This window comes from Jiangella alba (assembly GCF_900106035.1).
In the GTDB taxonomy this organism is placed as follows: Bacteria; Actinomycetota; Actinomycetes; order Jiangellales; family Jiangellaceae; genus Jiangella; species Jiangella alba.
Genome location: NZ_FNUC01000001.1, coordinates 170,111 through 188,821, shown reverse-complemented (window position 1 = coordinate 188,821; position 18,711 = coordinate 170,111). Strand labels below are relative to the sequence as shown.

The window sequence follows — 18,711 nt, the reverse complement described above, 5'->3', positions numbered from 1 at the left end:
ACACCGGTAGGTTCGCCTCGTGACCCCCGTCATCGATGTCGACGCGTTGCGAGCCGCGATCGGATCGGCCCAGGTCAGTGACCGCGTCGCGGACCGTGCCCGCATGGCGCACGACGCCTCGCACTATCTGCTGACGCCGGCGGCGGTGGTGACGCCGTCGTCCGTGCCCGAGGTCGCCACGCTGCTCGCGACCGCCCACCGCGACGGCGTCCCGCTGACGTTCCGCTCCGGCGGCACCAGCCTGTCCGGGCAGGCCGGCACCGACGCCGTCCTCGTCGACACCCGCCGGCACTTCGGCGCCGTGACGGTGCTGGGCGACGGCGCGCGGGTGCGGGCCGAGCCGGGCGCGGTCGTGCGCCGGGTGAACGCGGCACTGGCGCCGTACGGCCGCCGGCTCGGGCCGGACCCCGCCAGCGAGGCCGCCTGCACCGTCGGCGGGGTCGTCGCGAACAACTCGTCCGGCATGACCAGCTCGACGACGGCGACGGCGTACCGCACGCTGGCCGGGCTGGAGCTGGTGCTGCCGAGCGGTACGTACCTCGACACCGCCGCGCCCGACGCCGACGAACGGCTGGCCGCGCTCGAGCCGGGACTGCACGCCGGTCTGGCCCGGCTGCGCGACCGGCTGCGCGCCGACGCCGTGCTGCGCGGGCGCATCGAGCACCAGTTCTCGATGAAGAACACCATGGGCTACGGCCTCAACGCGTTCCTCGACCACGACGGTCCGGCCGACCTCCTGGCGCACCTGGTGGTCGGGTCGGAGGGGACCCTGGCGTTCGTCGCGTCGGCGACGTTCGACACGCTGCCGGTGCTGCCGCACGTCGCGACCGCGCTGCTGGTGTTCGACCGCCTGGACGCCGCCATCGCCGCGCTGCCCGCGCTGGTCGGGGCCGGCGCGGGCGCCGTCGAGCTGATGGACTCCACGTCGCTGCGGGTCGCCGCGATCGACCCGCGGGCGCCGGAGGCGATCCGGTCGCTGCCGATCGAGCAGCACACGGCGCTGCTGGTCGAGGTGGCGGCCGAGACGGCGGCCGAGCTGGTCGCGCTGGCCGGTGACGTCGGCGCCGTCATCCAGCGGCTGCCGCTGACCACGCCCGGCGGGCTGTCCACCGACCCGGGGCAGCGCGCCGCCGCCTGGCACGTCCGCAAGGGCCTCTACGCGACGGTCGCCGGCGCGCGGCCGCAGGGGACGACGGCGCTGCTGGAGGACATCGTCGTCCCGGCGCCCGCGCTCGGGCCGGCCGTGCGCGACCTGCAGGGGCTGTTCGACCGGTACGAGTACGGCGACGCCGTCATCTTCGGGCACGCCCGCGACGCCAACCTGCACTTCATGATCACCCCGCGCCTCGACGACCCGCGCGAGCTGGACGCCTACGCCGCGTTCACCGAGGACCTCGTCGACCTCGTGCTCGGCGCCGACGGCTCGCTCAAGGCCGAGCACGGCACCGGCCGCATCATGGCGCCGTACGTGCGCCGCCAGTACGGCGACGAGCTGTACGCCGTCATGCGCGAGGTGAAGGCGCTGTGCGACCCGCGCGGCGTGCTGGCGCCCGGTGTCGTGCTGGACGAGGACCCGCGGGCGCACCTGCGCCACCTCAAGACCGTCCCGCCGGTCGACCCCGCGCTCGACGCCTGCGTCGACTGCGGCTACTGCGAGCCGGTCTGCCCGTCGCGCGGGGTCACGACGACGCCCCGGCAGCGCATCGCGCTGCTGCGCGAGATCGCCGTCGCCACCCCCGAGGTGCGGGCCGAACTGGAGCAGACCTACCGCTACGACGCCGTGCAGACGTGCGCCGCCGACTCGCTCTGCGTCATGGCCTGCCCGGTGCAGATCGACACCGGCCAGGCGATGAAGGCCCGCCGCGCGGAGTCGCTGGGCCCGCTCGCGCAGCGCGCCGGCAAGACCGCGGCGCGGCACTGGGGCGCCGGCGTCACCGCGGCCCGGGCCGGCCTGCGGGTCGCGTCGGCACTGCCCGGTCCCGTCGTGTCGGGTGCGTCGTCGCTGGCCAGGGCCGTGCTCGGCACGGAGTGGATTCCGGCGGCGGACGGCTCGCTGCCCGGCCCCGGCCGGCCGCGGCCGTCGTCGGGGTGGCCGGTGCCGCACGCGGCCGAGGCGGTGTTCTTCCCGGCCTGCATCGGCGCGTTGTTCGCCCCCGAGGGTGACGGCGACGGCGTCACCGCGGCGTTCCTGGCGCTCACGGCGCGGGCCGGCGTGCCGGTGGCGATCGCCGAGCGGACGCCGTCGCTGTGCTGCGGCACCCCGTGGGCGTCGAAGGGGCTGAAGGCGGGCGCCGCGGTCATGGCGCAGCAGGTGTTCGCCGCGCTCTGGCCGCTCACCGACGACGGCCGGCTGCCGGTCGTCGCCGACGCGTCGTCCTGCTCGCACGGGCTGGCCGGGCTGGCGTCAGCGCTGCCGGAGCCGGACGCGGCGAAGTGGGAGCGGGTGACGGTCGTCGACGCCGTGGCGTTCGTCCGGTCGTCGGTGCTGCCGCGGCTCGCGCCGGTCGCCGACGACCGCCGGCTGGACCGCGTCGTCCTGCACCCGACCTGCGCCAGCGTCCACCTCGGCGACGTCGACGACCTCACCGCACTGGGCGCGGCCGTGGCCCGCGAGGCCGTCGTGCCGTCGAACTGGGGCTGTTGCGGCTTCGCCGGCGACCGCGGGCTGCTGCATCCCGAGCTGACCCGCGGCGCGACCGAGGCCGAGGCGGCCACCGTCGCCGCGCTGGGGGAGGCCGGCGGGTACGCGTCCTGCAACCGCACCTGCGAGCTGGGCATGACCCGCGCCACCGGCAAGCCGTACCGTCACGTGCTGGAACTGCTGGAGGAGGCGACCCGCCCGGCCTGACGCCGCAGCCGGTCGAGGCCGTCCAGCACGAGGTCGAGGGCGAACTCGAACTCGAACTGGTCGTCGCAGCCCGGGCCGACCACGGTGCCGGCGTCGTGGCTGATCCCCATGACCAGCTCGGCGATGTGCGGGAACCGCTCGGCGAACTCGGGCGGGGGCGGTTCGGCCGGCTGCGCGGGGCCGGAGTCCTCGAACAGCTCCTGCGAGAAGCCCAGCAGCCGGCTGCCCATGACGTGCATGGCGTGGTGGGTCAGGTCGATGGAGAAGCCACCGGCCCGGAAGATCCCGATCATCGAGTCCATGTAGGTCATGACGGCGGGCGTCGGATCGGGGCGCGCCCTGGTGCGCTCCTCGATCACCCGGGACGCCCACGGGTGGCGCAGCAGCACCTGGCGCGCCGACAGCACCCGGCGCCGGACGATGTCCTTCCAGCCGGCCCCGCCGTCCGGCGGGTCGATCTCGCCGACGACAGCGTCGACCACGCCGTCCAGCAGCTCGTCCTTGTTCCGCACGTGCTTGTACAGGGCCATGGGCACGACGCCCAGCGTGTGCGCGAGCTTGCGCATGCTGAGCGCCTCGACGCCGCCGGCGTCGGCCAGGGCGACGGCGGCGGCGAGGACGCGCTCCTTGCTCAACGGCGCCCGGGGCCGCTCCTGGGTGGTCATCGCACCATCCTCCCTTGACAGGTGTACGGCGTCCACCTACCGTGGGTGTACACCGTACACCTGCCAGGAGCATGGAGGGCGAGCCATGGTGACCGCCGACTTCCGCGACGACCTGTCCGTCGCGTACGAGACCCGCAAGGAGCTGGGCCCGGAGTACGAGCGGGCGGTGCTGGACTCCTTCGTCGCCCGCGCCGCCGACGCCATCGACCAGCGGGTCGACGCCCGGCTGGCGCGGCCGGCCCGGAGTGAGCAGCAGCCCGACAACTCCTACGTCGCGGTGCCGGTCTTCTCGCTGCTCTTCGGCGTCGGCGGCTCGATCTGGCTGGCGGCCGGCGCGCAGGCCGAGGCCGACGCCGTCTTCGCCATGTGGTTCGGGATCGTGCTGCTCAACCTCGTCTTCGCCAAGCTGGTCAGGAACCTGCACCGCGAATGAAGCGGGCCAGCTCGGCCGCCATCGGCGCGACGTCCCAGGTGTGATCGGCGCCGGGCAGCTCCTTCTTGACGCTGCCCGGGATGGTGGCCAGCACCGCCGCGGCGGCCGCGTGCATCTCGTCGAACGTCTTCTCGCCGAGCAGGAACTCGGTCGGCACCCGGACGTTCGCGAACAGCTCGGCCTGCGGCCCGGAGTCGGCCCACACCAGCGACTCGCCGTCGGCGCGGTAGCTGACCACCTGGGCGGCGAGCATCTCGTACATCGGGTCCTGCTTGGCCTGCTCGAGCCACTCCGGCGGCATGTCCTTCATGTAGTGGGTGAGCGCGCCGTCGAAGTCGCCGGCGTCCATGCGCCGCTCGACCTCGCCGATCCACTCGGCGACGGTGCCGACCGGCGCGATGGGTGCCTCCCACAGCGCCAGCGCCGTCACCGGCAGCCCGTTCGCGGCCGCGGCGAGCGAGATGGAGCAGCCGGACGAGTGTCCGCACAGCGCCGCCTCGCCGCCGAGGAGGTCCATCAGCGCGCGCAGCGCGGCGAACTCGCGGTCGAGGCCGATGCGGCCGGTGGCCTCGCTGTCGCCGCGGCCGAGGCGGTCGTAGACGATCGTGGCCAGGCCCTGCTCGGCCGCGAGCTCCGCGGTCGCGGTGGTGACCGGGTCGATGGCGCGGAACGGGCCGGCGCCGGCGACGAAGATCAGCCCGGGGCCGCCGTCGCCGTAGCGGTCGTAGGCGACGCGGTCGCCCAGGGCGGTGGTGACGTACTCGGTCATGACGTGCTCCTTCGAGGTCAGCGGCGGTGCTGGAGGTGGATGGTGACGTCGTCGCCGGCGCCCTTGCCGATGGCCTTCCGCACGGCCGCCTTGACCGGGACGATGTGCGTCCCGTCGCCCAGCGGCAGCAGCGTGGCCTCGAACGGGTGGCCGTCCATGGTGCCGGCCACCTTCACCGGCTGCCGGGTGCCGAACACCTCCGCGGAGCCGGCCATGACGACGACCGTCCAGCTGCCCGGCGCGTTGACGCCGCCCTGCGTGAGCGTGGCGGCGAACCTGACGTCGATCGGGCCGGCCTCGGTAGCGGTAGCGGACACCGCTCTCACCTCCGGTTTCGTTCAAACTGGACCGTCCAGTGTGGTCAGACTAGACTGTCCAGTATGATGACGTCAACACCGGGATCGGCGAAGGGAGAGGGCATGGCGCAGACCGGCGCCCGGCCGTGGGCGAGGTCCGACGAGAAGCACCAGGCCATCGTCCGTGCCGCCCGCGAGGTGTTCCTCAGCAACGGCTACCTCGGCACGAACATGGACCTCATCGCGTCCCGGTCCGGGGTGTCGAAGCAGACCGTCTACACGCACTTCGGCAGCAAGGAGGCGCTGTTCGTCGAGATCGTCGGCTCGATGACCGGCGACGCCGGCGACCGCGTCCACCACGAGCGCCCCGAGCTGGGCGACGACGCCGAGCTCGAGGCGTACCTGCGCGGGTTCGCCGAGCGGCAGCTGCGCATCGTCACCGAGCCCGAGCTGCTGCAGCTGCGCCGCCTGGTCATCGGCGAGGTGGGCCGGTTCCCGGAGCTGGCGAAGGTGCTCTACGAGCGCGGCCCGCAGCGGGCCATCGGCGAGCTGACGGCGATGTTCGAGGTGCTGCACGAGCGCGGGCTGCTCACCGGCGCCGAACCGGCCGAGGCCGCCGAGTGGTTCAACTGGCTGGTCATGGCCGCGCCGCTGAACCGGGCCATGATGCTCGGCGACGCCGCCGTCCCGGGCGACGACGAACTGCGCCGGCACGTCGCCGCGGCGGTGCGGATCTTCCTGACGGCGTTCGGCCCGCCGCGCGGCTAGGCGCACCCCGCCCGGGCCACCGGTGGTCGCGTCGTCAACCAGTGTCCGAGCGCGCACCAGACCGCGACCAGCAGCAGGAACACGACGACGTAGACGGCGGTCGCGGCCGCGCCGGAGGCGCCGAACACCGGCACGTAGACGCCGACGTTGTCGCCGCCGTTGGCGAACGTGACGGCGGCGATCGTCGGGGCGCGGCGCGCAGGCCGAGGGCGATCGGCAGCGCCCGCTCCGGCAGCAGCGACGCGCCGGCGGCGCTCGCGACCGAGGCGGCCAGGATGGCGCCGAACCCGAGGTACTGCCCGGCGACGACGCGCGTGCCCGCGCCGCGGTGGCCGGCCGCGCGGGCGAAGAAGAGCGCGAGCAGCGGGAATCGGGGCCGCCACGATGGTTTGGTGAGGCGATCCTAAGTTAGGGTCGCCTCATGAATTTGTCCCGATGGGTCCCCGTTGCGGTCGGTGTGGCCGTCGTCCTGGCCGCCTGCGGAGGCGACGACGACGCCGAACCGGCCGCGTCGACCGGCACCGGCACGGTCACCGTCGAGCACCGGTTCGGCAGCACGCAGATCACCGGCGTGCCCGAGCGCATCGTCACCATCGACCTGCAGTGGACCGACGTCATGCTGGCGCTGGGCGCCGAGCCGGTCGGGTACTCCGTCGACGCGTTCATGCCGGAGTCCGGCGTGCCGTGGCAGCAGCTGCCCGCCGACGCCGAGCCGTTGCCGCTGGACGACGGCCCGCCGATCGAGCGCATCGCCGAGCTGCAGCCCGACCTCATCCTCGGCAGCTACTCGATCGCCGACCAGGGCGTGTACGACCAACTGTCCGGCATCGCTCCGACCATCGCCGGCGAGGACGCGCTGCAGGTGACGCCGTGGCAGGACCTCGTGCGGACGGCGGGGGAGATCCTCGGCGAGCCGGACCGGGCCGAGGAGGTCGTCGCCGGCGTGGACGGTGCGGTGGCCGAGGTTGCCGGCGCGCTGCCCGGGCTGGCCGGCAAGACGTTCTCGCTGGCCCAGTACGTCGTCGGCGACTCGATCTACGTCGTGGCCGACGAGCAGGACGGGTCCAGCGTGTTCTTCCAGCAGCTCGGCATGACGATGTACGCGCCGGTCCGCGACGAGGGCGGGGCGACCGGTGACACCCGGATCATGGTCAGCCCGGAGCGCTCGGACCTGCTGCGTGCCGACCTGCTGGCGTTCCTCGTCAACGGCGGCGACGAGAGCGACCTCGCCGACATCCCCGGCTTCGACCAGCTCCCCGGCACCGTCGCGGTCCTCGACTACCCGACGATCGTCGGCCTGAACACGCCGTCGCCGCTGTCCATCCCGTACTCGCTGGAGCAGCTGCGGCCGTACCTCGAAGCGGCGGCGTCGTGACGGCCGCGCGGCCGCGGCTCACCTACAGCGAGCTGCGCGTCGTCGGGTGCGAGCGGGTGACGCCGCGGATGCGCCGCGTCACCCTGGCCGGCGACGGCCTGGCCGGGTTCACGCCGGTCGCGCCGGACCAGCAGGTCAAGCTGTTCTTCGCCCGCGACGGCGGGGTGCCGGAGGTGCCCGACCCGCCGGCCGGGCTCGACGACGTCGCCGGCTGGTACCAGCGCTACCTCGCGATGCCCGACGAGCGGCGGCCGTGGATGCGGACGTACTCGATCCGGCGGCACCGGCCCGCGGCCCGCGAGGTGGACGTCGACTTCGTCCTGCACGGCGACGGCGCGCACTCCGGCCCGGCGGCGCGGTGGGCGGCGGCCGCTCGGCCGGGCGACGTCGTCGGGCTGTACGGGCCGTCGGTGAGCCACCTGCGCACGCCCGGCCGGCACGACTGGAAGCTGTTCGCCGGCGACGAGACCGCGTTGCCGGCGATCGGGGCGTGGCTGGAGACGCTCGGGCCGCACGAGCGCGCCGTCGTGGTCGCGGAGGTGGCCGGGCCGGAGGAGGAGCAGCCGCTGGAGTCGGCGGCGGACGTGACGGTGCTGTGGAGCCACCGCGGCGGCTCGCCCGCGGGCCGCTCGTCCCTGCTGGCCGACGCGGTCCGGTCGCTGGCCTTCCCCGGTGGGGAACCGTTCGCCTGGGTCGCCGGCGAGGCCTCCGTCGTGCGGACCGTCCGGCGGCACCTGGTGAACGAGCGCGGCCTGGACCGGCGGGCGGTCGCCTTCGCCGGGTACTGGCGGGTGCAGCTCACCCACGACGACGCGCCGACGGCGGACGAGCTGGCCGACCATGCCGAGGAGGCCGCCGCCGGCTGACTCAGCGGTGCAGCGCCTTGCGCGCCAGCCAGTTCCCCAGCAACTGCGCCAGCTGCACCATCCCGATGATCACCAGCACGGTCACCAGCGTGACCTCCCAGTTGAACCGCTGGTAGCCGTACACGATGGCGAAGTTGCCCAGCCCGCCGCCGCCCACGTAGCCGGCCAGGGCCGACATGTCGACGATGCCGATGAGGAGGAAGGTGTAGCCGAGGATCAGCGGCGCGAGCGCCTCCGGCACCAGCACCGTCACCAGGATCCGCAGCCGCGACGCGCCCATCGCGCGGGCCGCCTCGATGACGCCCGGGTCGGTGGCCACGAGGTTCTGCTCGACGATGCGCGCGGTCACGAACGTCGCCATGATCGCCATCGCGAAGATGACGGCGTCGTTGCCGATGGTGGTGCCGACGACGGCCAGCGTCACGGGGCCGACCGCGGTGATGAAGATGATGAACGGGATCGGCCGCACCACATTGACGGCGACGTTCAGCACCGTGAAGACGACGACGTTCTGCAGCAGGTTGCCGCGCCGCGTCGCGTACAGCAGCACGCCCAGCACCAGCCCCAGCGCGCCGCCGACGCCCACCGTCACGCCGACGATGTACAGCGTCTCGCGCACCGACTCCCACAGGATCGGCGACAGCTCCGACCAGTCGCGGTTCACGCCCGCACCCCCGCCGTGCCCAGGTCGTCCACGTCGGTCCGGGAGCGCAGGTCGGCGAGCAGCGCCTCGATCGCCGCGTCGGCGCCGGTCAGCTCCAGCGTCAGCGAGCCGAACGGCCGCTCGTCGATCTCGGTGATGCCGCCGAACACGATGGTGCCGTCGACGCCGTGCGCCCGCAGCGCCGCGGTGACGTCGACGCCGGACTCACGGATGCCGACGCTGACGATGCGGCCCGGGTGCCGGTGCCGCAGCCGCTCCACCGCCTCCGGCGTCGGGCGGTCCTTCAGCGTCGTCGCGACGAACCGGCGGGTGGCCCGCTCGCGCGGCGCGGCGAACACGTCGTAGACCGGGCCGTGCTCGATCACCTTCCCGGCCTCCATGACGGCGACCCGGTGGGCGAGCGAGCGGATCACGTCCATCTCGTGCGTGATGACGACGACGGTGACGCCCAGCTCGCGGTTCACCCGGCGCAGCAGGGCGAGCACGTCCTGCGTGGTGTCGGGGTCGAGCGCGCTGGTGGCCTCGTCGGCGAGCAGGATCCGCGGCGACGTCGCCAGCGCCCGGGCGATGCCCACGCGCTGCTTCTGGCCGCCGGACAGCTGCCGCGGGTACGACTTCGCCTTGTCGGCGATGCCGACGTAGTCGAGCAGTTCGGCGACGCGGGCCGCCCGCTTGTCGCGCGGCCAGCCGGCCACTTTCAGCGGGTACCCGACGTTGCCGGCGACGGTGCGCGAGTTCAGCAGATTGAACTGCTGGAACACCATCCCGATGCCGGCCCGCACCCGCCGCAGCTCGGCCTCGCGGAGCGCGGTGACGTCCTGCCCGTCGACGAGCAGGCGGCCGGACGTCACCGTCTCCAGCGCGTTGACCAGCCGGACCAGCGTGCTCTTGCCGGCGCCGGAGTAGCCGATGACGCCGAAGATCTCGCCGGCCTCGATGTCCAGCGTCACGCCGTCGACGGCGCGGACGGCCCGGTCTCCGGCGCCGAAGACCTTGCTGACGTCCTGGAAGCTGATCAGCGGTGCCATCAGTGCGCGGCGAGGTCCGTCTGGATGCCGCCGAGGATCTCCGACAGCTCGTCGGACGGGTTGTCGGTGAACACCGCCGTCCCGCCGGACGCCTCCGACGACGCCGCCTCCACCTCCGGCGAGTGGTACAGCTCCACCAGCCGCTGGAAGGTCTCGTTGTCGACCTCGTCGGACCGCGCGACCCACACGTTGATGTACGGGCGGGCGCCCGGGCTGTCGGCCTGGTCCTGGTACAGCGCGTCCGTGGGCTCCAGCCCCGCGTCGGCGACGAAGTCGTTGTTGATCACGGACGCGTCGACGCTGTTCAGCGCCGTCGCCGTCTGCTCGGCCGCGACCGGCGTGACGCTGACCCGCGACTCCGCCTCGACGACGTCCGACGGCAGCGACGTCGAGCTGCCGCCGCCCTCGAGCGTGATCAGGCCGGCGTCCTGCAGGACGAGCAGCGCGCGGGCCTGGTTGGTCTCGTCGTTCGGGATCGCGACCTCGCCGCCCTCGGGGATGTCCTCCAGCGACTGGTGCTTCTGGGAGTACAGGCCGAGCGGGTAGATCGCCGTCGCACCGATCGGCGCCAGGTCGTCGTCGTTCGCCACGTTGTAGGCGGCCAGGTACTGCAGGTGCTGGAACTGGTTGAGGTCGAGCTGGCCCTGCGACAGCGCCGGGTTGGGCTGCGTGTAGTCGGTGAAGTTCACCAGCTCGACGTCGATGCCCTCCTCCTCGGTCAGCTCGGTGAAGGCGGTCCAGTAGTCCTCGCTGGCGCCGACCACGCCGATGCGGATCGGGTCGCCGGACTCACCGGACGCGGTCTCGGAGTCGCCCCCGCCGCAGGCGGCCAGGACGGCGGCGGCTGCGGCGAACGCGACGGGCAGGGCGATGCGGCGGTTCATGGCGTGCGTGTCTCCTTGGTGCGGGTGGCCCGGGTCGGGCGCGGGATGGGCGCGGGGTGGCGCGTGGAGGCCGCCGGATGGGCGCGGCTGGGTGGCCGGGCCGGCTCCGGTGGGGGAGGTGCCGCGAAGGTGACGTCAGAAGCGCGTCAGCGGCAGCAGCGCATTCGCATCGGACACAGGGACATGCCGCGGCCGGTGGCCGTGGTCACGATCCGGGCGGTGTCGGACGAAGCGCGAGACATGCGTCCATCTTCCCGATCGGGCCAGCGGTCTCCAAACCGAGAACGCTGCCGTCTCGCATCGTGGTCACAATTCAGCCAGAATGTGAGACGGGCCACGTGTCGTCCCACGCGGAATACGTTGCGCCGATGCTGCGCTGTGATCGCCATCACTCGACGAAGGGATCGCGATGCTGCCGGGACTGGACGACGCCGCCACCGAGACCGCGCTGCGCCGCTTCGGCGCCGAGGAGGAGATCTGGATCACGACGGTGCGCGCCGACGGGCAGCCGCAGACGTCGCCGGTCGGGTTCCTCTGGGACGGCGTCCGGTTCACCCTGCTCAGCCGGCCCGGCGCGGGGAAGGTCCGCAATCTGGCCGGCAACGCCCGGGTCTCGCTGCACCTCGAGCTCGACCGCACCGCGCAGACCTCCGGCGGCGTGGTCACCGTCGAGGGCGACGCCGTCGTCGAGGCGGGGCCGCTGACCGGCGCCGAGGCCGACCGCTACGTCGCCAAGTACCACGCCACCATGGAGCTGGTCGGCATCACCCGCGACGAGTTCCTCGGCGACTACTCCGCCATCGTCCGCGTCACGCCCACCCGGGTGCGCGGTTACTGAGGGGCGCGAGCGTGGCATCCTGAACCGCGTGACGAGCCCCCTCACCGACGGCGCCGCTCCGGAGCGGCTGTACACCGGGACCGAGTGGGCCGAGGGTCCGGTCTGGCTGCCCCGCACCCGGCGCGTCCGCTGGAGCGACATCCCGAACGACCGCATCCTCGAATGGGACGCCGCGACCGGCGCGACCACCGTCTACGGCGACGGCGTCGAGTACACCAACGGCCGCGTCCTCGACCTCGACGGCCACGTCGTCCAGTGCTCGCACGGCCGCCGCCGGGTCGAGCGCGACGTCGGCGGCGTCGTCACCCCGATCGTCGACTCCTACGAGGGGCGCCGGTTCAACTCGCCCAACGACGTCGTCGTGGCCGGCGACGGCGCCATCTGGTTCACCGACCCGCCGTACGGCATCGAGGAGGGCGGCCGCGAAGGGCACCCGGGGGAGCAGGAGTACGGCGGCTGCCACGTGTTCCGCTACGACGAGGCGAGCGGCGCGCTGACTTCCGTCGTCACCGACATGGAGCACCCCAACGGACTGGCCTTCGCGCCGGACGAGTCGGTGCTCTACGTCGCCGACACCGGCGCGCGGCCGGGCGACCCGGCGGAGCGGTCGATCCGCGCCTACGACGTGGCCGGCGGCCGGTGCGGGAACGGCCGGGTGTTCGCGACGGTGCGCCCGGGCGCGGCCGACGGCATCAGGGTCGACGAGGAGGGCCGGGTCTGGGCGTCGAGCGCCGACTCCGTGCAGGTGTTCGCGCCGGACGGTGAGCGGGTCGCGGTGCTGCCGGTGCCGGAGGTCGTGGCCAACGTCTGCTTCGGCGGCGACGACGGCACGGAGCTGTTCGTCGTGGCCACCACGAGTCTTTACCGGATCCGCACCACGACGCGATCGGCGACGGCGCGCCGAGGCTAGCCGGCCGCGGGGGTCTCGATCTCGATCAGGCTGGAGTCGCCGCCACCGGAGGTGCTGTTGAGCAGGACGACCGAGGTGGCGATCATCAGCACCGCCACGAGCAGCAGGACGGCCAGTTTCGCCGGGGTGCCGGCCTCGAGGAGCCGGCGGCGCAGCGGCGCCAGAGCGTGGCGGTCGGACATCGTCGTCCTCTCGTCAGGGCAGATTCACCTCGACCGTATGTGACAACCGCCCTGACTCGCCATCGAATCCCTCACATCGGGACGAAATCGACTACTTCCGGCCGAACGCGGCGAGGAATGTCGCGACGGCGGCGTCGGCGTGCGCGTCGAGGTCGCGCGGCGCCGGCGTCCCCGCCGGGCTGAACAGCGACTCGTTGAACGGCCCGGCCAGCAGCAGCCAGAGGAACTGCTCGGCCGCGACGTCCAGGTCGCCGGTCAGCAGTCCGCGCATGGCCAGCGCGCCGAACAGCTGGCGCAGCGTCCGCAGTCCCCGCATCCGGCTGCGCTCGTCCCAGGCGCGGGCGAGGTCGGGGAACCGCTCGGCCTCGGTGGCGATCAGGCGGCGCATCCGCAGCAGGTCCGGCGCCGTGACCGTCGTGACGAACTCGCGCGCGAACGCCCGCAGGTCGGCGGGGAGGTCGGTCGTCGTCGCGAGCGCGTCGAGGTGGTCCTCGGAGCGACGTTCCGCCGCCTCGATGTCGCGCTGGATCACGGCGCTGAACAGCGTCTCCTTGCTGGGGAAGTACTTGTAGAGCGTCACCTTCGAGACGGCGGCGATGGCGGCGATCTCGTCGACGCCGGCCGCGCCGAAGCCGCGGCGCAGGAACACCGTGCGGGCGGCGTCGAGGATGAGCGGCTCCTTCGGCGCCCCGCGACCCCTTGCCCGATCCATGAACTGAACAGTACAGTACTCAACGATCCGATGTACTGAACAGTTCAGTATCCGAGGAGCGTGGTCGTCATGCAGGCTCGATCCGCCGACGGGACGCCGATCGCCGTCAGCCGTACCGGGGAGGGTCCGGCGCTGGTTCTGATCGATCCCGCGGGCGCGTTCCACGGGCTGCGGCCGATGGCCGGCGCCGTCGCACCGCTGGCCGAGCGGTTCGCCGTCCACACCTACGACCGCCGCGGCCGGGGCGACAGCGGCGACACCGCGCCGTTCGCGCCGGAGCGGGAGGTCGACGATCTTGCCGCGGTGATCGGGCTGGCCGGCGGCGAGGCGGACGTCTACGGGTTCAGTTCCGGCGCCGCCGTGGCGCTGCGGGCGGCCGCCGCCGGGGCGCCGATCCGGAAGGTCGCGCTGCTCGAGCCGCCGTTCGTCGTCGGGCAACCGGCCGACGAGGCGTTCGTCGCGCAGTTGCGGGAGCTGGTCGTCCGCGGCGACCACGGCGGCGCCGTCGACTTCTTCAACCGCGCCGTCGGCGTCCCGGACGAGTGGATCGAGGAGCTGCACGTCCACCCGGCCTGGCCCGGCCTCGAGGCGCTGGCGCCCACCCTGCTCTACGACGCCGAGCAGACCGCGACGATGACCGCCGAGCTGCTCGCCGCCGTGCGCACGCCGGCGCTGGTGCTCAGCAGCACCGGCAGCGACGACTACCTGCGCGGCGCCGCTCGCGACGTCGCGTCCCGGCTGCCGGCCGGCGAGCACCGCGAGCTCCCCGGCGACTGGCACGGCGTCGCCGACGCCGACCTCGCCGCGCAGCTCACCGCCTGGTTCCGCTGACGGCCGCGCGCAGGAACGCGTCGACCTCGGCCTGCCAGTCGAGGGCCGACGGCACGGCGGCGGTCATGTCGTGCGAGCCGTGCACGTGCCCGGGCCATTCGTGCAGCGTGACGGGCACCCCGGCGGCGGCCAGGCGGTCGGCGTAGGCCCGGCCGTCGCCGCGGAGGACGTCGTGCTCGGCGGTCATGATCAGCGCCGGCGGCAGGCCGGCGAGGTCGGCGGCGAGCGCGGGAGACGCGTACGGCTCGGCGCGGCGGTCCGGGTCGCAGTACCGCTCGACGTTCGCGGCCAGCTCGTCGAAGGTGAGCACGACGGCGCCCGGGTCGGACTCCGCGTGGGCCCGCGCGATGTCCAGGGTGAGGTCGAGCGCCGGGATCTCCAGCACCTGCGCCGCCGGCCTCGGCCCGCCACGGTCGCGGGCCAGCAGAGCGGCCGCCGCGGCGAGGTTCGCGCCGGACGAGTCGCCGCCGATCGTCAGCAGCCCGGGGTCGACGCCGAGCGCGCCGGCCTCGGCGGCGGTCCAGGCGAGCGCGGCGTGGACGTCCGCGACCGGCGCCGGGTAGCGGTGCTCCGGCGCCGGCCGGTGCGCGACCGACACGACGACGGCGCCGGTGTTCGCGGCCCGGTGCGCGCACAGCGCGTCGCGGTGGTCCAGCGTGCCGAGCCACCAGCCGCCGCCGTGCACGTAGACGTGCGCCGGCCGCGGACCGGCGCCGTCGCCGGGGTGGTAGCTGCGGACGGTGAGGTGGTCGCCGTCCGGAAGCGGGACGGTGTGGTCGCGCCGGGCGACGTGCGGCGGGGCGGGCAGGGCGACGGTGGCGGCGCGGTGGTCCATGCCGCGGTGGATGGCGGCGCGGCGGTCGGCGACACTCTGCGTGGGGTCGGCGGGGTGCTGGCGGGCCTGGGCGACGCGGGCCAGCATCGGACCCAGCTCGGGGAGGACGGGCATCGTCGGCTCCTCTCGTGGTTACAGTGACTGTAACGAGTTCCTGGGGGTGGAGCGTGACCGGTGTGCGCGAGCAGCGCAAGCGGCAGACCCGCGAGCAGCTGGCGGCGACGGCGCTGCGGCTGTTCGACGAGCGCGGCTTCGAGGCGGTCTCCGTCGCCGAGGTCGCGCGGGCGGCCGGGGTCACGGAGAAGACGGTGTTCAACCATTTCGCCACCAAGGAGGATCTCGTCTACAGCGGCGACCAGCGGTTCGAGGCCGCGCTCGTCGAGGCGATCGACGCGCGGGCGGCGGGGACGCCGGTGGCGGGCGCCGTCGGCGCGTTCCTGCTGGACCGGTACGCGCGGTTCGGCGACGACCCGGCGCGGCGCGAGCGGCAGGCCGTCCTCGCCCGGCTGGTCACGGCGAGCCCGGCGCTGCAGGCCCGCGAGCGGCAGCTGCTGGCCCGCTACGCCGCGACGCTGCGCGGGCACATCGCCCGCGAACTGGGCGCCGGCGGCGACGAGGACGACCTGCGGCCGCAGCTGATCGCCGAGGCGCTGGTGGCCGCGCACGGCGTCGTCATCGCGGCGTTCCGGCGGGCGACGCTGTCCGGAGCGCCGCCGGAGGTGTACGGCCCGCGGGTGCTCGCGGCCGCCCGCGAGGCGTTCGGGCTGCTGGCCGGGTTGCCCTGACGGTGATGTCGAGAACGCGCCGCCGGCTCCGTCCCAGGGGTGGAGCCACCAGAATGGGTGGCCGAAGCGCACGGAGGAGAACACCATGGCCAAGTACCTGCTGCTCAAGCACTACCGCGGCGCTCCGGCGGCCGTCAACGACGTGCCGATGGAGCAGTGGACGCCGGAGGAGATCTCGGCGCACGTGCAGTACATGCGCGACTTCGCCGCGCGCCTGGTGGCCTCCGGCGAGTTCGTCGAGGAGCGGGCGCTGGCCCCCGAGGGCACCTTCGTCCGCTACGACGGCGAGAGCCGGTCGCCGGTCACCGACGGCCCGTTCGCCGAGACGAAGGATCTCATCGCCGGCTGGATGATCATCGACGTCGACGACTACGACCGCGCGCTCGAGCTGGCCGCGGAGCTGTCGGCGGCGCCCGGGAAGGGCGGCCGGCCGATCCACGAGTGGCTGGAGCTGCGCCCGTTCCTGAGCCCGCTCCTTCCGGGCACCGAGTGAACGAGGCCCTGCTGCGGGAGCTGGTGCCCGCGGTCATCGGCGTGCTCGTCCGGCGCGGCGCGGACTTCGCGTCGGCCGAGGACGCCGTGCAGGAGGCGCTGATCCGGGCGCTGGAGACGTGGCCGGACGACCTGCCGCGGGACCCGAAGGCGTGGCTCGTCGCGGCCGCGTGGCGCCGGTTCCTCGACGCGACGCGGTCCGAGACCGCCCGCCGTCGGCGCGAGGACCTCGTCGAGGAGCAGCCGTCGCCGGGGCCGGTCTCCGGGGTCGACGACACCCTGCAGCTGTACTTCCGCTGCGCCCACCCGTCGCTGACGCCGTCGTCGGCCGTCGCGCTGACGCTGCGTGCCGTCGGTGGGCTGACGACCCGGCAGATCGCCCAGGCCTACCTGGTGCCCGAGGCGACGATGGCGCAGCGCATCAGCCGGGCCAAGCGCACCGTCGCGGGCGTGCGGCTGGACCAGCCCGGCGACGTCGCGACCGTCCTGCGCGTCCTCTACCTGGTGTTCAACGAGGGCTACTCCGGCGACGTCGACCTCGCCGCCGAGGCCATCAGGCTCACCCGGCAGCTCGCGGCCGCGATCGATCACCCGGAGGTGGCCGGGCTGCTCGCGCTCATGCTGCTGCACCACGCCCGCCGGCCGGCCCGCACGGCCCCCGACGGCTCGCTGGTGCCGCTGGCGGAGCAGGACCGGTCCCGGTGGGACACCACGACCATCGCCGAGGGCGTCGAGATCCTGCAGGCGGCGCTGGCCCGCGACCGGCTGGGGGAGTTCCAGGCGCAGGCCGCCATCGCCGCGCTGCACGCCGACGCGCTCACCGCCGAGGAGACCGACTGGGTGCAGATCGTCGAGTGGTACGACGAACTCGCCCGGCTGACCGACAGCCCGGTGGTCCGGCTCAACCGCGCGGTGGCCGTGGGCGAGGCGGACGGGCCGCGGGCCGGCCTGGCGGCGCTCGCCGAACTGGATGACACGCTGCCCCGGCACGCCGCGGTGGCGGCGTACCTGCACGAGCGCGACGGCGACCTCGCGACGGCGGCGCGGCTGTACGGCGAGGCGGCCGGCCAGGCGCACGACCTCGCCGAGCGCGACCACCTGACCCGTCAGGCCGCGCGGCTCAACGCCCGGCTGCGGGGCTGAGCGCTCACCCCGCCGGCCGGAACGGCGCCGCGGCCGCCGTCAGCTCCGCCAGCAGGTCGCCGGTGAGCGGCCGGCCGGTGATCGCCGTCAGCGCCGCGCCGGTCCTTGCCGAGGCCGGTCGCGTTGACGACGAGCGCGTGCTCGGGGACGGGCACCGGCCGGCGGGCGTCGAGCAGCCGGGGCCGGACGCCGCACCGCTCGGCCGTCGCGCGCAGTGCCACGAGCGCGGCGTCGTCGGTGTCGAGGACGGTGATGGTGCGCGGCGCCGTCCGTAGATGACGACGTCGGCCGCGTCCCCGTGCGGGACGGCCGAGAGTGCCAGCGGGTCGTGCGCGTGCCCGTCGACCCCGTCCGGCGTGCGGACCAGCGTGTTCACCTCGTGCGTCAGCTCGGCGAGGACGTCCGTATGGGCCGGGCCCGCGCCGGCCCGGTAGAGCCGCAGCTTGTGGCTGGTGACGACGGCGGGAGGTCGACGCCGCGCAGCGTCCAGCCCGGCCGGCCCGGTCCGTCCCATGCGCGTAGTTCGTCCGGGCGGATCAGGCGGCCGTCGGGCGTCACGGCGCCAATCTACGGCGCGCCTGGGCTAGCGTGGCGGGCCATGCCGGAGATCCGGATCCTGCACTGGAACATCCACTCCTGGCGCGACGACGCCGGCGCCCCGAACGTCGACGCGGTGGCCTCGCTGCTCGCGGCGACCGCGCCCGACGTCGTCTCGCTGGTCGAGGTCGACGAGCCCTGGGGCGGCGCGCCGGTGCTGGCCGATCTGGCCGGCCGGTTCGGCTACGCCTGGGTCTTCCCGCCCACCGTCCACCACGGCGACGCCGACGTGCCGCACGGGGGCTACGGCAACGCGCTGCTGGTGAAGGCGCCGATCCGGGCCGTGCAGCAGTGGCAGCTGCGCTGGCCGCCCCGCCTCTACGACGGGTCGGAGTCGTCGGAGGCGCGGACGGTGCTGCTCGTGCGGCTGGACGTGGGCGGCGCGGCGCTGTGGGTGGGCAGCACCCACCTGCCGCGCCGGTCGGCGGCGGCGCGGTCGGCCGCCCTGGAGCGCCTGCTGACGCTGACCGGCGGCCTGGACGCGCCGTGGCTGGTGTGCGGCGACTTCAACACGGCGGCGTCCACGTGGCTGCCGGCGGACGGTTCGGTCCTGCTCGCCCCGCCGTCGCCCGTCCCCTCCTACCCGGCGTCGGCCCCCGCGGAACCGATCGACTACATCGTCGCCGCGCCGTCGCTCACCGTCGAGGCCGAGATCCTCGACCGCGCCGGCTCCGACCACCTGCCCCTCATCGCCACGGTCACCTGCTGACCGGCGGGCCGTTCGTTCGAGCAGGGCTGGGCAATCGACGCGCAACCACTATCCTGAGTCGTCCGCTCTGACCCAGGATGA

22 protein-coding genes and 1 pseudogene are annotated in these 18,711 nt (G+C 74.1%); 12 read left to right on the top strand and 11 right to left on the bottom strand.

The window, feature by feature from the left end:
• Nucleotides 1-19: 19 nt before the first annotated feature.
• Nucleotides 20-2,848, top strand: a complete 2,829-nt coding sequence (locus BLV02_RS00995; RefSeq protein ID WP_069111217.1) for an FAD-binding and (Fe-S)-binding domain-containing protein — start codon at nucleotides 20-22, stop codon at nucleotides 2,846-2,848.
• Here BLV02_RS00995 and BLV02_RS00990 read toward each other — a convergent pair.
• A complete protein-coding gene (locus BLV02_RS00990; RefSeq protein WP_069111216.1) occupies nucleotides 2,806-3,513 on the bottom strand; it encodes a TetR/AcrR family transcriptional regulator C-terminal domain-containing protein in 708 nt (235 codons plus the stop codon). The genes BLV02_RS00995 and BLV02_RS00990 overlap by 43 nt on opposite strands.
• Nucleotides 3,514-3,598: 85 nt before the next feature.
• Between BLV02_RS00990 and BLV02_RS00985 the strand changes: the two genes are divergently transcribed.
• Nucleotides 3,599-3,946 carry a hypothetical protein gene (locus BLV02_RS00985; protein ID WP_069111215.1) on the top strand — a complete coding sequence of 116 codons (348 nt, stop codon included), beginning with the start codon at nucleotides 3,599-3,601 and terminating at the stop codon, nucleotides 3,944-3,946.
• Here BLV02_RS00985 and BLV02_RS00980 read toward each other — a convergent pair.
• Together BLV02_RS00980 and BLV02_RS00975 are read right to left on the bottom strand one after the other, a co-directional pair.
• Nucleotides 3,924-4,715 carry an alpha/beta fold hydrolase gene (locus BLV02_RS00980; RefSeq protein ID WP_069111214.1) on the bottom strand — a complete coding sequence of 264 codons (792 nt, stop codon included), beginning with the start codon at nucleotides 4,713-4,715 and terminating at the stop codon, nucleotides 3,924-3,926. The two genes, BLV02_RS00985 and BLV02_RS00980, sit on opposite strands and share 23 nt — an antisense overlap.
• Nucleotides 4,716-4,732: 17 nt before the next feature.
• Entirely contained in the window at nucleotides 4,733-5,032 is a 300-nt protein-coding gene (locus BLV02_RS00975) for a DUF1905 domain-containing protein (protein WP_171906728.1), read from the bottom strand.
• Nucleotides 5,033-5,134: 102 nt separating this feature from the next.
• On the opposite strand from BLV02_RS00975, the gene BLV02_RS00970 reads away from it, so the two are divergent.
• The gene (locus tag BLV02_RS00970) at nucleotides 5,135-5,779 is read left to right on the top strand and encodes a TetR/AcrR family transcriptional regulator (protein ID WP_069111213.1); all 645 of its coding nucleotides are present in this window, start codon (nucleotides 5,135-5,137) and stop codon (nucleotides 5,777-5,779) included.
• A gap of 8 nt (nucleotides 5,780-5,787) precedes the next feature.
• On the opposite strand, the pseudogene BLV02_RS37930 reads toward BLV02_RS00970, so the two are convergent.
• Nucleotides 5,788-6,143: pseudogene (locus BLV02_RS37930) on the bottom strand (cadmium resistance transporter); the annotation flags it as partial.
• Between the two features lie 57 nt (nucleotides 6,144-6,200).
• Between BLV02_RS37930 and BLV02_RS00960 the strand changes: the two are divergent.
• Nucleotides 6,201-7,154, top strand: a complete 954-nt coding sequence (locus BLV02_RS00960) for an ABC transporter substrate-binding protein (protein ID WP_069111212.1) — start codon at nucleotides 6,201-6,203, stop codon at nucleotides 7,152-7,154.
• Entirely contained in the window at nucleotides 7,151-8,020 is an 870-nt protein-coding gene (locus BLV02_RS00955; protein ID WP_069111211.1) for a siderophore-interacting protein, read from the top strand. Before BLV02_RS00960 ends, BLV02_RS00955 begins: the two co-directional genes overlap by 4 nt.
• 1 nt (nucleotide 8,021) lies before the next feature.
• Here the strand turns inward: BLV02_RS00955 and BLV02_RS00950 are convergent, their stop codons facing one another.
• Genes BLV02_RS00950 through BLV02_RS00940 form a run of 3 tightly spaced genes read right to left on the bottom strand, consistent with a single transcriptional unit; the run spans nucleotide 8,022 to nucleotide 10,596 of the window.
• On the bottom strand, nucleotides 8,022-8,684 hold the full coding sequence (locus tag BLV02_RS00950; protein ID WP_069111210.1) for a methionine ABC transporter permease: 663 nt from the start codon (nucleotides 8,682-8,684) through the stop codon (nucleotides 8,022-8,024).
• Nucleotides 8,681-9,712: a methionine ABC transporter ATP-binding protein gene (locus tag BLV02_RS00945; RefSeq protein ID WP_069111209.1), complete on the bottom strand. Its 1,032-nt coding sequence runs from the start codon at nucleotides 9,710-9,712 to the stop codon at nucleotides 8,681-8,683. Before BLV02_RS00945 ends, BLV02_RS00950 begins: the two co-directional genes overlap by 4 nt.
• Complete coding sequence (locus BLV02_RS00940) at nucleotides 9,712-10,596, bottom strand: MetQ/NlpA family ABC transporter substrate-binding protein (RefSeq protein WP_069111208.1); 885 nt, start codon at nucleotides 10,594-10,596, stop codon at nucleotides 9,712-9,714. The genes BLV02_RS00945 and BLV02_RS00940 overlap by 1 nt, the downstream gene beginning before the upstream one ends.
• Before the next feature lie 409 nt (nucleotides 10,597-11,005).
• Here BLV02_RS00940 and BLV02_RS00935 point away from each other — a divergent pair, with 409 nt between their 5' ends.
• Both BLV02_RS00935 and BLV02_RS00930 read left to right on the top strand, forming a co-directional pair.
• Entirely contained in the window at nucleotides 11,006-11,434 is a 429-nt protein-coding gene (locus tag BLV02_RS00935; RefSeq protein WP_069111207.1) for a pyridoxamine 5'-phosphate oxidase family protein, read from the top strand.
• 28 nt (nucleotides 11,435-11,462) lie between these two features.
• Nucleotides 11,463-12,344: an SMP-30/gluconolactonase/LRE family protein gene (locus tag BLV02_RS00930; protein WP_069111206.1), complete on the top strand. Its 882-nt coding sequence runs from the start codon at nucleotides 11,463-11,465 to the stop codon at nucleotides 12,342-12,344.
• On the opposite strand, the gene BLV02_RS00925 is transcribed toward BLV02_RS00930, so the two are convergent.
• Together BLV02_RS00925 and BLV02_RS00920 are read right to left on the bottom strand one after the other, a co-directional pair.
• Nucleotides 12,341-12,526, bottom strand: a complete 186-nt coding sequence (locus BLV02_RS00925) for a hypothetical protein (protein ID WP_069111205.1) — start codon at nucleotides 12,524-12,526, stop codon at nucleotides 12,341-12,343. The genes BLV02_RS00930 and BLV02_RS00925 overlap by 4 nt on opposite strands.
• 91 nt (nucleotides 12,527-12,617) lie before the next feature.
• Nucleotides 12,618-13,238: a TetR/AcrR family transcriptional regulator gene (locus tag BLV02_RS00920; protein ID WP_069111204.1), complete on the bottom strand. Its 621-nt coding sequence runs from the start codon at nucleotides 13,236-13,238 to the stop codon at nucleotides 12,618-12,620.
• Between the two features lie 69 nt (nucleotides 13,239-13,307).
• Here BLV02_RS00920 and BLV02_RS00915 point away from each other — a divergent pair, with 69 nt between their 5' ends.
• On the top strand, nucleotides 13,308-14,069 hold the full coding sequence (locus BLV02_RS00915; protein ID WP_069111534.1) for an alpha/beta fold hydrolase: 762 nt from the start codon (nucleotides 13,308-13,310) through the stop codon (nucleotides 14,067-14,069).
• Here BLV02_RS00915 and BLV02_RS00910 read toward each other — a convergent pair.
• Nucleotides 14,050-15,018 carry an alpha/beta hydrolase gene (locus BLV02_RS00910; RefSeq protein WP_069111203.1) on the bottom strand — a complete coding sequence of 323 codons (969 nt, stop codon included), beginning with the start codon at nucleotides 15,016-15,018 and terminating at the stop codon, nucleotides 14,050-14,052. The genes BLV02_RS00915 and BLV02_RS00910 overlap by 20 nt on opposite strands.
• Nucleotides 15,019-15,071: 53 nt before the next feature.
• Here BLV02_RS00910 and BLV02_RS00905 point away from each other — a divergent pair, with 53 nt between their 5' ends.
• From BLV02_RS00905 to BLV02_RS00895, 3 genes are all read left to right on the top strand, one after another.
• Nucleotides 15,072-15,689 (top strand): TetR/AcrR family transcriptional regulator, encoded by a 618-nt coding sequence (locus tag BLV02_RS00905; RefSeq protein ID WP_069111202.1) that lies wholly within the window; start codon nucleotides 15,072-15,074, stop codon nucleotides 15,687-15,689.
• Nucleotides 15,690-15,774: 85 nt separating this feature from the next.
• Entirely contained in the window at nucleotides 15,775-16,182 is a 408-nt protein-coding gene (locus BLV02_RS00900) for a YciI family protein (protein ID WP_069111201.1), read from the top strand.
• The gene (locus BLV02_RS00895) at nucleotides 16,179-17,324 is read left to right on the top strand and encodes an RNA polymerase sigma factor (RefSeq protein ID WP_069111200.1); all 1,146 of its coding nucleotides are present in this window, start codon (nucleotides 16,179-16,181) and stop codon (nucleotides 17,322-17,324) included. Before BLV02_RS00900 ends, BLV02_RS00895 begins: the two co-directional genes overlap by 4 nt.
• A 4-nt stretch (nucleotides 17,325-17,328) precedes the next feature.
• On the opposite strand, the gene BLV02_RS00890 is transcribed toward BLV02_RS00895, so the two are convergent.
• Complete coding sequence (locus BLV02_RS00890) at nucleotides 17,329-17,838, bottom strand: hypothetical protein (protein WP_069111199.1); 510 nt, start codon at nucleotides 17,836-17,838, stop codon at nucleotides 17,329-17,331.
• Nucleotides 17,839-17,922: 84 nt separating this feature from the next.
• On the opposite strand from BLV02_RS00890, the gene BLV02_RS00885 reads away from it, so the two are divergent.
• Nucleotides 17,923-18,630, top strand: coding sequence for an endonuclease/exonuclease/phosphatase family protein (locus BLV02_RS00885; protein ID WP_069111198.1), 708 nt, complete (start codon nucleotides 17,923-17,925; stop codon nucleotides 18,628-18,630).
• Nucleotides 18,631-18,711 lie beyond the last annotated feature (81 nt).

What these genes read in the sequence shown, in the direction of transcription:
- BLV02_RS00915 (WP_069111534.1), top strand. Translation starts at nt 13,308, where the DNA reads ATGCAGGCTCGATCCGCCGACGGGACGCCGATCGCCGTCAGCCGTACC.
- BLV02_RS00920 (WP_069111204.1), bottom strand. Translation starts at nt 13,238, where the DNA reads ATGGATCGGGCAAGGGGTCGCGGGGCGCCGAAGGAGCCGCTCATCCTC.
- BLV02_RS00890 (WP_069111199.1), bottom strand. Translation starts at nt 17,838, where the DNA reads ATGGGACGGACCGGGCCGGCCGGGCTGGACGCTGCGCGGCGTCGACCT.
- BLV02_RS00990 (WP_069111216.1), bottom strand. Translation starts at nt 3,513, where the DNA reads ATGACCACCCAGGAGCGGCCCCGGGCGCCGTTGAGCAAGGAGCGCGTC.
- BLV02_RS00900 (WP_069111201.1), top strand. Translation starts at nt 15,775, where the DNA reads ATGGCCAAGTACCTGCTGCTCAAGCACTACCGCGGCGCTCCGGCGGCC.
- BLV02_RS00910 (WP_069111203.1), bottom strand. Translation starts at nt 15,018, where the DNA reads ATGCCCGTCCTCCCCGAGCTGGGTCCGATGCTGGCCCGCGTCGCCCAG.
- BLV02_RS00935 (WP_069111207.1), top strand. Translation starts at nt 11,006, where the DNA reads ATGCTGCCGGGACTGGACGACGCCGCCACCGAGACCGCGCTGCGCCGC.
- BLV02_RS00980 (WP_069111214.1), bottom strand. Translation starts at nt 4,715, where the DNA reads ATGACCGAGTACGTCACCACCGCCCTGGGCGACCGCGTCGCCTACGAC.
- BLV02_RS00925 (WP_069111205.1), bottom strand. Translation starts at nt 12,526, where the DNA reads ATGTCCGACCGCCACGCTCTGGCGCCGCTGCGCCGCCGGCTCCTCGAG.
- BLV02_RS00945 (WP_069111209.1), bottom strand. Translation starts at nt 9,712, where the DNA reads ATGGCACCGCTGATCAGCTTCCAGGACGTCAGCAAGGTCTTCGGCGCC.
- BLV02_RS00970 (WP_069111213.1), top strand. Translation starts at nt 5,135, where the DNA reads ATGGCGCAGACCGGCGCCCGGCCGTGGGCGAGGTCCGACGAGAAGCAC.
- BLV02_RS00985 (WP_069111215.1), top strand. Translation starts at nt 3,599, where the DNA reads ATGGTGACCGCCGACTTCCGCGACGACCTGTCCGTCGCGTACGAGACC.
- BLV02_RS00885 (WP_069111198.1), top strand. Translation starts at nt 17,923, where the DNA reads ATGCCGGAGATCCGGATCCTGCACTGGAACATCCACTCCTGGCGCGAC.
- BLV02_RS00940 (WP_069111208.1), bottom strand. Translation starts at nt 10,596, where the DNA reads ATGAACCGCCGCATCGCCCTGCCCGTCGCGTTCGCCGCAGCCGCCGCC.
- BLV02_RS00960 (WP_069111212.1), top strand. Translation starts at nt 6,201, where the DNA reads ATGAATTTGTCCCGATGGGTCCCCGTTGCGGTCGGTGTGGCCGTCGTC.